This is a genomic window from Nonomuraea sp. NPDC050680, assembly GCF_040654555.1.
In the GTDB taxonomy this organism is placed as follows: domain Bacteria; phylum Actinomycetota; class Actinomycetes; order Streptosporangiales; family Streptosporangiaceae; genus Nonomuraea.
In genome coordinates, this window is record NZ_JBFAIF010000019.1 from 55655 (window position 1) to 66949 (window position 11295).

11 protein-coding genes are annotated in these 11295 nt (G+C 70.4%); 9 read left to right on the forward strand and 2 right to left on the reverse strand.

Features of this window, described 5'->3' with window-relative positions; all coding sequences use genetic code 11:
- The first annotated feature begins 5 nt into the window (after positions 1-5).
- The 4 genes from AB0H88_RS40570 to AB0H88_RS40585 are packed head-to-tail and all read left to right on the forward strand — an operon-like array spanning position 6 to position 5879.
- Positions 6-833 (forward strand): sugar ABC transporter permease, encoded by an 828-nt coding sequence (locus AB0H88_RS40570; protein ID WP_357653893.1) that lies wholly within the window; start codon positions 6-8, stop codon positions 831-833.
- Positions 830-1639: a carbohydrate ABC transporter permease gene (locus AB0H88_RS40575; protein ID WP_357653894.1), complete on the forward strand. Its 810-nt coding sequence runs from the start codon at positions 830-832 to the stop codon at positions 1637-1639. Before AB0H88_RS40570 ends, AB0H88_RS40575 begins: the two co-directional genes overlap by 4 nt.
- Positions 1639-4650 (forward strand): hypothetical protein, encoded by a 3012-nt coding sequence (locus AB0H88_RS40580; RefSeq protein WP_357653895.1) that lies wholly within the window; start codon positions 1639-1641, stop codon positions 4648-4650. Before AB0H88_RS40575 ends, AB0H88_RS40580 begins: the two co-directional genes overlap by 1 nt.
- Complete coding sequence (locus tag AB0H88_RS40585) at positions 4647-5879, forward strand: enolase C-terminal domain-like protein (protein WP_357653896.1); 1233 nt, start codon at positions 4647-4649, stop codon at positions 5877-5879. Before AB0H88_RS40580 ends, AB0H88_RS40585 begins: the two co-directional genes overlap by 4 nt.
- A gap of 139 nt (positions 5880-6018) precedes the next feature.
- On the opposite strand, the gene AB0H88_RS40590 is transcribed toward AB0H88_RS40585, so the two are convergent.
- A complete protein-coding gene (locus tag AB0H88_RS40590) occupies positions 6019-6924 on the reverse strand; it encodes an aminoglycoside phosphotransferase family protein (protein WP_357653897.1) in 906 nt (301 codons plus the stop codon).
- Between the two features lie 75 nt (positions 6925-6999).
- Positions 7000-7593 carry a TetR family transcriptional regulator gene (locus tag AB0H88_RS40595; RefSeq protein WP_357653898.1) on the reverse strand — a complete coding sequence of 198 codons (594 nt, stop codon included), beginning with the start codon at positions 7591-7593 and terminating at the stop codon, positions 7000-7002.
- A gap of 111 nt (positions 7594-7704) precedes the next feature.
- Between AB0H88_RS40595 and AB0H88_RS40600 the strand changes: the two genes are divergently transcribed.
- The 5 genes from AB0H88_RS40600 (at position 7705) to AB0H88_RS40620 (ending at position 11295) form a co-directional block, all read left to right on the forward strand.
- Complete coding sequence (locus AB0H88_RS40600) at positions 7705-8568, forward strand: oxidoreductase (protein WP_357653899.1); 864 nt, start codon at positions 7705-7707, stop codon at positions 8566-8568.
- Between the two features lie 68 nt (positions 8569-8636).
- Positions 8637-9248, forward strand: a complete 612-nt coding sequence (locus tag AB0H88_RS40605; RefSeq protein WP_357653900.1) for a TetR/AcrR family transcriptional regulator — start codon at positions 8637-8639, stop codon at positions 9246-9248.
- Positions 9245-9919 carry a VC0807 family protein gene (locus AB0H88_RS40610; RefSeq protein ID WP_357653901.1) on the forward strand — a complete coding sequence of 225 codons (675 nt, stop codon included), beginning with the start codon at positions 9245-9247 and terminating at the stop codon, positions 9917-9919. Before AB0H88_RS40605 ends, AB0H88_RS40610 begins: the two co-directional genes overlap by 4 nt.
- Positions 9916-10284, forward strand: coding sequence for a DUF6069 family protein (locus AB0H88_RS40615; protein WP_357653902.1), 369 nt, complete (start codon positions 9916-9918; stop codon positions 10282-10284). The genes AB0H88_RS40610 and AB0H88_RS40615 overlap by 4 nt, the downstream gene beginning before the upstream one ends.
- 45 nt (positions 10285-10329) lie before the next feature.
- Positions 10330-11295: a GlxA family transcriptional regulator gene (locus AB0H88_RS40620; protein ID WP_357653903.1), complete on the forward strand. Its 966-nt coding sequence runs from the start codon at positions 10330-10332 to the stop codon at positions 11293-11295.

The following is an 11295-nucleotide window of genomic DNA, read 5'->3' on the forward strand; positions in this document are numbered from 1 at the left end:
CGCCTATGCTTGGCCGTTTCCGGTACGGCTATGTCGCTCCTGCCGCACTGCTCGTCGCTGGGCTGCTCTACGTGCCCTTCCTGTGGACGGCGTACCTGAGCTTCACCAAATACGACGGGCTCGCGCCGCCCGAGTGGGTCGGCCTGCGTAACTTCGGCAAGCTGCTCGACGACCCGGCACTGCTCACCGCCCTGGGCAACACGCTCATCTGGGTGGTCGGCACGATGGCCCTGCCGGTCGGGCTCGGCCTGCTGGTGGCGGTGCTGTCGTACGACCTCAAGGGCGGCGTCTGGTACCGGGTGCCGTTCATGCTGCCCTACGCCCTCAGCGGCGCCGGGCTGGCCATGGTCTGGAGTCCGATCCTGTCGCACGACGGCATCGCGAACATCCTGCTCGGCGTCGACACCGCCTTCCTGCAGAAGGCGCCGCACAACACGATCGCCATGCTGCTGGTCTGGACCTGGCAGCAGCTCGGCGTCAACACGCTGCTGTTCGTGGTGGGGTTGCAGTCCATCCCCAAGGCGCCGATCGAGGCCGCGCGGCTCGACGGGGCCTCCGGGTGGCAGCTGTTCCGGCATGTCATCTGGCCGCTGATGGCGCCCCTCACCGCGGTCGTGGTGGGGCTGGCGCTGGTGGCGAGCCTGAAGACGTTCGACATCGTCTGGGTGCTGACGCAGGGTGGTCCTGGGCGCAACTCCGAGACACTCGCGGTGACCATGTACAAGGACACGTTCGTGGCCAGCGACTACGGCTACGGCGCCTCGGTCGCGGTGATGCTCACCGTGGTCACGGGGCTGGCGTCCTACCTCTACCTCAGGAGGCAGGTGCGATGATCCGGCGTGCCGTACTCATCGTGCTCGGCCTGATCTGGCTGGGCCCGACCTACCTGCTGCTCGTCAACGCCGCGCGGCCGGCGGCGTCGTACGACCCGTCGAAGGCGTGGCAGCCGTCCGGCAGCTTCGCGCTGTTCGACAACATCGCCCGGGCCTTCGACAGCGCGAACCTGTCGGACAGCCTGGCCAGCACCGCGCTCTACAGCGTCGTGTCGCCCACGCTCGGCGTGCTCATCGGGGCGCTGGCCGGCTACACGATCGTGGTGCTCCGGCTGCGGCACGGCTTCTGGTGGTTCCTGCTCATCTTCGGCGGCACGATCTTCCCGTCGCAGATGCTGCTGGTGCCGCTGTTCGTGGGTTACAGCGATCTCGGCCTGTACGACACCAGGGGCGGCCTGCTCCTGGTCTACACGGCGATCAACGTGCCGTTGGCCGCTTTCGTGCTGCGTAACTTCTACAGTGGAGTGGCGTTCTCGATCTTCGAGGCGGCCCGCATGGACGGCGCCACCACCTGGCGGATCTTCTGGCGCATCTACCTGCCGCTGTCGGTCAGCGCGCTGGCGGCCGTGTTCATCCTCGAGTTCACCTTCATCTGGAACGACCTGATCTTCGGCCTGACGCTCACGCAGACCGAGGACGTACGGCCGGTGATGACCGCGCTGGCCGGGCTGATGACCGACGTCTACGCGGGCACTCCGGTGCCCGTGGGCCTCGCGGCGGGGCTCACGGTCTCGCTGCCGACGGTCCTGCTGTTCCTCGCCACCCAGCGGCTGTTCGCCCGTGGCCTGTCTCTAGGGAGTGTTTGATGACCAGCCGGTTGCTGCAGCGGAGCCTCGGCTCGCCGGACTATGACGGGATCAGGCAGGCGCTGCGCAACGACACCTCGACAGCGGTGATCGGCGTGCGCGGCGTGGAGGTGCGGGTCGCGGTGCTGCCGCTGTTCACCCACGACGGCCGGCAGGCGGTCCGGGTGACGAGCACGGTGCCGTTGACGCATGTGCTGGTGGGCGAGGACAGCGCCTCCGGCACCGACGTCACGCTGCTGGTGCCCGAGGTGAGCGCCCCGCGCGTGCTGACCCTGGAGTCGCGCGACGACGCAGGGCTCATCGGCTCCGCGGAGATCACGATCACCCCGCAGCGCAAGTGGAGCGTGTTCGTCGTCCACCACTCGCACCTCGACATCGGCTACACCGACCCGCAGGGCACGGTGCTCCGCCACCACCTCGACTACCTCGACGCGGCCCTCCGGCTGGCCGAGGAGACCGCCTCCTGGCCGGACGACGCCAGGTTCAGGTGGTCGGTCGAGTCGTCGATGCCCGCGCTGAAGTGGCTCGACGCCCGGCCCGCCGACCAGGTCGCCAAGTTCGCCGCGCTGGCCCGCGCCGGCGTCATCGAGGTGACCGCGCTGCCGTTCCAGTTGCACACCGAAGCCTGCTCGACCGAGGAGCTCTACCGGCAGCTCCGCTTCACCACGCGGCTCCAGGAGAAGTACGGCTTCGCCACCAAGTCGGCCATGCACACCGACGTGCCGGGCGCGGTCGTCGGCGTGATCGACGCGCTGAACGCCGCCGGGGTGCGCTACCTCGCCGCGGCGCACAACTGGGCCGGGCGGTCCGTGCCGTACCTGCACGGGGGCGACAAGCTGACCCGGCCGTTCCGGTGGCGGGCGCCGAGCGGCAAGGAGGTGATCGTCTGGTTCACCGACACCCCCCACGGCATGGCCTACATGGAGGGCAACACGGTCGGGCTCACCGACTCCTACGAGCTGGCCGACGACCTGCTGCCGCGTTACCTGTCGGCGCTGGCCTCGCGCGGCTACCCCTACGGGCCCGGCACGTTCGGCTGGCAGGGGCCGGACGCGCCGCGTGAGCCGTACGAGCTGGACGTCCTGCACCTGCGGGTCCAGGGCGCGCACGCCGACAACGCGGGACCCTCGATCGTGCCCGCCTCCATCGCGCGCAGGTGGAACGAGCAGTGGGCCTTCCCCCGGCTGCGGTCCGCGGTCAACAGCGACTTCTTCGAGCACGTGGAAGAGCGTTACCACGATCGCCTGGCCGTACACGAGGGCGACTGGACCGACTGGTGGGCCGACGGGCTCGGCTCCGGCGCGCGGCCCCTCGGGTACGTACGGCGGGCGCAGTCCGCGCTGCGCATCGCCGAGACGCTGCACACGATCGCCGGCGCCGACGCGACCGAGCAGATCGACGAGGCCTACGACAAGGTGGCGCTGTTCAACGAGCACACCTGGGGCGCGGCCAACCCCTGGGAGGACGCCGAGGAGGCGGGCGACTCGGGCGGCCTGCAGTGGACCCGCAAGTCCTCGGGCGCCTACGACGCCCAGGACGACGCGGCCGACCTGCTGCACGCCGCGGCCCGCCGGTTCGGCGCGGCGCTCTCCGACAGCGGTGTGGCCGATTCGTCGGCGCTCGCGTCCTTCGCCGTCTTCAACCCCGGCACGGCGAGCAGGACCGACGTCGTCCGCGCCTTCCTCCCTCGGGACGTGGTCCCGGCGGACGTGCCGATCGCCCTCGTGGACGCGCGCACCGGCGAGACGATCCCGCACCACGAGGAGTTCGTGGACCCGGCCGACTGGCCGACCCGGCCGATCGGGCGGCACCTGCATGCCGTGGTGCCGGAGGTCCCCGGCTACGGCTACGCGCGGATCGACGTCGTCAGGGGTGAGGTCCGGGCGGCCGAGCCGGTCGGGCTCGACCTGGGCGGGGTGATCGAGAACGAGTTCTATCGAGTCACCTACGACGTCCGCGAAGGCGTCATCCGCTCGATCTTCGACAAGGCGGCCGGGCGGGAGCTGGTCAACGACAGCGCCGCCGCCGGGTTCGGCCAGTACGTCTACGACCGCTACGCCACCGCCCCGCACTTCAACCACCTGTCCGGGCACGTCGGGGCGCACGACCGCACCCTGCTCGGCGACCGGGCGATCGGCAGGAACGCCACCGTCGTCAAGGCGCAGCGGACCGCCGTGGGCGAGAAGCTGGTCGTCGAGCTGCAGGGCAAGGGCGTCGACTGGCTGCGCACCACGATCGAGCTGCACAACGGCGTCGCCCGGCTCGACCTGACCTACCAGCTGGCCAAGCAGGGCACGCCCGCCAAGGAGGCGGTCTTCCTGGCCTTCCCGTTCGCCTCCGGACCCGCGACGGCCTGGGAGCTGACCGGCGGGGTCGGCGGGCCGGACGTGCCGCGGGTGCCGGGCTCCGCCGAGTACATGCTGCCGATCAGGCACTGGATCGCCTTCGAGGATCCTGAGCTGACCGTCGCCTGGGCCACGCTGGAGGCGCCGCTGGTGCAGCTGGGCACCATCCACATGCCGTACGCGCCGTTCCCGCCGACGCTGGACGAGGAGCCGGGCACGGTCTACTCCTGGGCGCTGAACAACATCTGGGACACCAACTTCCCCGCCCAGCAGCAGGGAGAGACCACGTTCCGCTACTCGATCATGTCGGCCCCGGGGATCGAGGGCAGACGGCTGGGCGCGCGGGCGGCCGCCGGGCTGACGGACCAGTTCGTCGGCGCGCTGCTCACCAGCTCGCCCGACGCCGTCAAGTCGTTCGTCTCGGTCGACCACCCCGACGTGCTGATCACCTCGCTCGGGCAGAACGGCGACAACGAGATCGTGGTCCGGCTGCAGTCGCTGGCCGCCGAGCCGGTCGAGGCGACGGTCCAGCTGCCGGGGCTGCGCCGAGCTCTGGTGAGCGCCGGGCTGGAGCGGGAGCTGCGACCCCTGGAGGTCTCGGGTGAATCGGTCAAGGTACGGCTGCCCGCTTGCGGTGTGGCCGCTATTTGGGGGACGTGCGAGTGAAGATCGTTGACATCCGGGCCACCACGGTCGCCGTTCCGCTGGAGGCGCCCCTCCGGCACAGCAACGGCGCCCACTGGGGCCGGTTCGTCCGCACGATCGTCGAGGTCGAGGCCGACAACGGACTGATCGGCCTGGGGGAGATGGGCGGCGGCGGGGAGAGCGCCGAGGCGGCGTTCCGGGCGCTCATACCGTACCTGAAGGGGCACGATCCGTTCCAGCTGGAGGCGCTGCGGTTCAAGATCGCGAACCCGACCGCGTCGCTCTACAACAACCGCACCCAGCTCCTGGCGGCCATCGAGTTCGCCTGTATCGACCTGATCGGGCAGCATCTCGGCGTGCCCGCGAGCGACCTGCTCGGCGGGCGGCTGCGCGACTCCGTACCGTTCGCCTCCTACCTGTTCTTCCGCTACGCGGCGGAAGGGTACGCCGAGGTACGCACGCCGGACCAGCTCGTCGAGCACACCAGGCAGCTCAAGGCGGCCCACGGGTTCACCGTCCACAAGCTCAAGGGCGGGGTCTTCCCGCCCGACTTCGAGCTGGAGTGCTACCAGGCGCTGGCGGCGGCCTTCCCCGGCGACCGGCTCCGTTACGACCCGAACGCGGTGCTGTCGGTGGCCGAGGGGCTGCGGTTCGGGCGGGCCATCGAGGGACTGAACAACGAATACCTGGAAGACCCGGTCTGGGGGCTCGAAGGGCTCAGGGCCATCCGCGAGCAGGTCAGGGTGCCGCTGGCGACGAACACCGTCGTCGTCAACTTCGAGCAGCTGGCCTCCAACGTGCTGCGCCGGGCCGCCGACGTGGTGCTGCTGGACACCACGTTCTGGGGCGGGATCCGGCCGTGTGTCAAGGCGGCCGGGGTGTGCGAGACCTTCCAGCTCGGGGTGGCCGTGCACTCCTCCGGCGAGCTGGGCATCCAGCTGGCGACCATGCTGCATCTCGGCGCGGTCCTGCCCAACCTCACGTACGCGGCCGACGCCCACTACCACCAGCTCCGCGACGACGTGATCGAGGGCGGCAAGCTGTCCTACGCCGACGGGGCCATAGCGGTACCGACCGGCCCGGGGCTGGGCGTCCGGCTCGACAAGGACCGGGTCGCCCGCTATGCCGAGCTCTACCAGGAGTTGGGCGGATACCCCTACGACCGGGACCCGGGACGGCCCGGCTGGTACGCCCAGGTGCCGAACGAACGCTTCGCCGACCCGACCGTATCCCTGGAAGTCAGTACATAGGAAAAGAATCGTCCTTGTTCGCGTGAGTCTGCTTCTGCTGCGCCGAGGCCCTGAACCAGGGTGGGGGTTGCCGAGGAGACTCACCGAACAGGGAGGCAACGTGCGGCTCAGCGCCTTCCAGGAGACCCGCTGACCGTCGCTAACCGAGGTCGGCGATGAGCTCGTCGAGCTGGCGCAGGGCGGCTTCCCGGCGGCCGGGGACGTCGAAGTAGGGGTCGTCGAGGGAGGGCAGCGACGACGCCAGCCCCCAGCCACGGCCCCGCGCCCAGGTGGCGTCGTCGACGTCGAGTGCCGCGCGGAACGCTCCTCGCGCCTCGGCGGACAGAAACGTCCACGCGGGCATCAGATCGCACGCCGGATCACCCACGGCCAGCGTCCCGAAGTCGATGACGGCGCTCAACCTGCCCTCGACGGCCAGCAGGTTGCCCTGCGCCAGGTCACCGTGGATCCACACCGGCGGACCGTCCCACGCGGGCGCCGCCAGCGCCGCCTCCCACACGGCCGTCACCGCGCCGACGTCGATCAGGCCGCGCAACGACGCGATCTTGGGACGTACGCGGGCCTCGACGGCTACGGAGTCCCGCTCGTCGCCCATGGGCACCCCACGGAACGCGTTGCTCCACTCGGGCCCCGGCCCGCCGGTGGCGTCGATCTTCTGCAGCGCCGCGACGAACCCGGCGAGCTCGCTCGCGGTCCGTACGGGATCGGCGAGCCGCTCGACGGCCACGGTCTCACCGGGCAGCCACCGGTAGACCGACCAGGGAAAGGGGTAGCCCTCGGCCGGAGCGCCCATGGCGAGCGGCTCGGAGATCGGCAGCGGCAGGTGCGGGGCGAGCCGGGGGAGCCACCGATGCTCGCGTTCGACCTGCCCGACCCAGCGGGGATAGCGCGGCAGCCGTACGGACATGTCCTCGCCCAGCCGGAACGTCGCGTTGTCCATCCCGGAGACCTCGACCGGCGAGACGGGCAGCTCCGCCCATTGCGGGAACTGCGCCGCGAGCAACCGGCCGACCAGAGCCGCGTCGATGGATACGCCTGTGGACACGCACTCTCCCTGCCATGGACAACGAGGCCTCATCCCACAGGCCGGGAACGCCGCCTGTCCACCGAATTTCCGGGGTCAGCTCCGCGGCCGGGCCAGCCGTTGTACCGCGCGCACCACGCTGGCGCGGCGCCGGGCGTGCTCTGTCGCATCGTCATCGTCGGCACCGGTGAGCATGCGGGCGAGCTGGGGCGCCGAGACCCACCATGCGGACAGCCCGATGACCATGAACGCCAGGTGATCGGGGTCGAGGTCGTCGTCGAGGATCCCGGCGCGCTGCGCGGCGGCGTAGGCCCGCGTCTTGTCCCGGTAGAAGGCGGCGCGCTGCGCCTCGTCGGCCACGGGACCACCGGCCAGGCCCTCCCACAGCAGCAGGCGGACGAGATGGGGATGCGCCACGTGGTAGTCGAAGTTGCGCCCGACGAACTCGCCGATGTTCTCGAAGTCACCCGGCGGTGGTCCCACCGACTCGGCGAGTTTCTTGAGCTCGTCGGTGAGCACCGTCTCGAACAGGGCCTGCTTGTCGCCGAAGTACTTGTACAGGCGTTCCTTGTTGATTCCGGCCCGCTCGGCGATGCGGGCCATGGTCGTGCCGTCCGGCCCGCGCTCGGCGAACTCGACCGTCGCCGCTTCCTTGAGCCGCCGCCGCGTCCCCTCGGTGTCCCACGCCATGGCGACATCCTAGCGCTATCCCATCTGCAACGTTGCGGTTGGAGTTTGCCGCCGCTAGCATCGAAAAGCAACCGCACCGTTGGAGATGCGTTTCAGATGAAAGGTACGGACATGGCAGGTAGCGTTCCCGGTGGGACTCTCACGCTCGCGGACGACCTCACCATCACCCGCATGGGCTACGGCGCCATGCAGCTGGCCGGGCCCGGGGTCTTCGGCCCGCCCAAGGACCGCGACGAGGCCATCGCGGTGCTGCGCGAGGCCGTCGAGCAGGGCATCACCCACATCGACACCAGCGACTTCTACGGGCCCTTCGTCGTCAACGAGATCATCAAGGAGGCCCTGCACCCCTACCCGGCGGACCTGCGCATCGTCACCAAGGTCGGCGCCCGCCGCGGCGCCGACGGCAGCTGGAATCACGCACTGGAGCCCGAGGACCTCAAGGCCGCGGTCCGCGAGAACCTCCAGCGCCTCGCTCTGGACACCCTCGACGTCGTCAACCTGCGCCTGGCCGAAGGAGGCGCCGACGACGAGTCGCTCGCGGAGCCGTTCGGCGCCCTGGCCGAGCTGCGGCAGGAGGGTCTGATCCGCCACCTCGGTCTCAGTGCCGCCTCCGCGGCCCAGCTCACCGAGGCGCAGGCCATCGCACCCATCGTCACCGTGCAGAACCTCTACAACCTCGCCAACCGGCAGGACGACGCTCTCGTCGACCGATGCGCGGCCGAGAACATCGCCTATGCCGCGTTCTTCCCTCTGGGCGGCTTCACCCCGCTCCAGTCCGAGGCGCTCACGAACGTGGCCGCCCGCCTGGAAGCCTCGCCGCAGCAGGTCGCCCTGGCCTGGCTGCTGCAGCGCTCGCCCACGACCGTCCTCATCCCCGGGACCTCATCCGTGGCCCACCTCCGCGAGAACATCGCCGCGGCCAGCCTGGTCCTCCCGGCCGACGCGATCGAGGAGCTCGACGCCATCGGAGGCTGACGCTATGGAGGGGGACGCTATTAGGGGGAGGACTTGCCAGAATTACTCGCATGAGTTAAAAATTACTCATGCAAGTAAAGAAGGCGGACTCCGTCACGACCTCCGCCCGTCGGGCGCAGATCGTGGCGGCCACGATCGAGACGATCGCCGACCTGGGCTACCACCAGGCGTCCTTCGCCCGCATCGCGGAGCGGGCCGGGCTCAGCAGCACGCGGCTGATCTCGTACCACTTCGATGGCAAGGACGACCTGATGGGCCAGGTGATCGTCACGATCTACGAGGGGATCGCCGCGTTCATGACCGAGCGGGTCAGCGCCCAGACCAGCCCCGGCGCGGCGCTCGACACCTACATCCGCTCGCTGGTCGGGTTCATCCGGGATCACCGCCGTGAGATGCGCGCGGCCACCGAGATCTTCCTGAACTTCCGGCCGGAGAAGGGGACCACCGCGCAGGAGGCGGCCACGGACCCGGCCTCGCTGGGGCACATCGAGCGGTTGCTGTTGTGGGGGCAGGAGTCGGGCGAGTTCCGCCGGTTCAACACCCGCGTGATGGCGATGGCCATCCAGCGGGCCATGGACGGCCTGCCGTTCCTGCTGGAGGGCGACCCCGGCGCGGACCTCGACGTGTACGCGGACGAGCTGGTCGAGCTCTTCCGCCTGGCGACCCGGGCCACGCCGTGAGGTCCCGCACCAAGGCGCTGTTACTCGTCCTCGTCGACATGGCCCTGCCCATCGGCCTCTATTACGTACTGCGCGCGATGGACGTGAGCTATCACTCCGCGCTGCTGATCAGCTCCCTGCTTCCCGGCCTGAGCGTGGTCACCAGCCTGGTGCGCCGCCGTCGGCCCGACGGGCTCGGCCTGTTCATGACGGCCATGATGGTCGGCAGCGCGGCCGTCTCCCTGCTCGTCCACGACCCCCGCTTCCTGCTGGCCAAGGACGGCTGGATCACCGCCATCTCGGGCCTGTGGTTCCTGGCCAGCGTCCGAGGCCGGCAGCCGCTGGCCTTCGCCTTCACCCGCTTCGTCCTGGAAGGCCGCATCGGTCCCCTCAAGAGCGGAGGCGGCTCGGGCCGCGAGTCCTGGGACGTCCTGTGGGAGCGGCTGCCCGCCTTCCGCAGGATCTGGCGGGTGGCGACGGTCATCTGGGGCCTCGGCCTGCTGGCCGACGCCGCCGTCCGCGTGACCATGGCCTACACCCTGCCGCCCGACGTCGTCCCCGGCCTGGGCGGTCTGCAGTACGGCGTCTTCATGGTGCTGATGCAGGTCGTAATGGTCGCCTACCTCGTCCCCACCGGCCTGTACAACCGCTGGTCCCCGCTCTACTCCCCGCTCAAGGAGATACCCGCGTGAACGTCCCCCGCCTCCTGACCGTGATCGGCGCGGTCGCCGCCGCCCTGGCCGTCTGGGCAGTCGTCCATCTCCTCGGCGGCGTCGCCCTCGTCTCGACCTCCGGAGAGGTGACCGCGGGCGCCGTGATCGTCGCCGCCCTGGTCGTGGGCCTGGCCGGCTGGGGCCTCCTGGCCGTGCTCGAACGCGTCACGGCGCGGTCGCGCACGGTCTGGACCTGGATCGCCGCGGTGTTCCTCGTCGTGTCCCTCGCCGGCCCGCTCACGATGGGCACGACCGGCGCCGCCAAGGCGACGCTGGCGGCGCTGCACGTGGTCACCGCGGTCGTGCTCATCGGGCTCCTGCCTCGTTGGCGTAATCTGCAATAGTCGTGTCATTGACGCCATGGACGGCCGCTGACCAGCATGGAAGGCATGGACCGTCGCGTCGTCATCGTGATCTTCGAGGGCTTCCAGCTGCTCGACATGGCAGGTCCGGCCGACGTGTTCTCGGTGGCGGACCTGCTGGTCAAGGAGGGCGGATACCGGGTCGAGGTGACCGCGGTCAGTGCCGGGCCCGTGGCGGCCGGGCACGGGATCGCCACCCTGGTGCCGACGCCGTTGCACGAGATCGAGGGGCCGATCGACACGCTGCTGGTCGCGGGCGGGTTCGGCACGATGACGTGGCTACGCGACCGCCGGATGATCGAAGGCGTCACCCGCCTGGCCGCGACCGCTCGCCGTACCACGTCGGTCTGCAGCGGAGCACTCATCCTGGCCGAGGCCGGGCTGCTCGACGGCCGGCGGGCCACCACGCACTGGCTGGTCGCCGACCAGATGCGCGAGTGGTACCCGCGCGTGGAGGTGGATCCCGACCCGATCTACATCAAGGACGGTGACGTGTGGACCTCGGCGGGGGTCAGCGCGGGCGTGGATCTCGCGCTGGCCCTGGTGGCCGCGGACCACGGGCACGAACTGGCCCGGCAGGTGGCCAGCGGGCTGGTCGTCTACCTGCACCGACCCGGCGGACAGAGCCAGTTCAGCACCCCGATGAGCGCCGTCGCGCCGCGGAGCGAGCCGCTCAGAGAGTTGCAGGCGTACATCGACGCCAACCCGGACGCCGACCTGAGCGTGCCCGCGCTCGCGCGCCGCGCCGGGATGAGCGAGCGCCACTTCTCCCGCGTCTTCACCGAGCAGGTCGGCCTGTCGCCCGGCCGGTACGTGGAGCGCAGCAGGTCCGACGCCGCCCGCCGCCTGCTGGAGATCACCGACCGGCCGCTCGACCGGGTGGCCAGGGAGTCGGGGCTGGGGCGGCCGGAGACCCTCTACCGCGTGTTCCGCCGTAACTGGCGGGTCTCGCCCGGCGACTATCGCCGCCGGTTCCAGGCAAAGGAGAGTTGA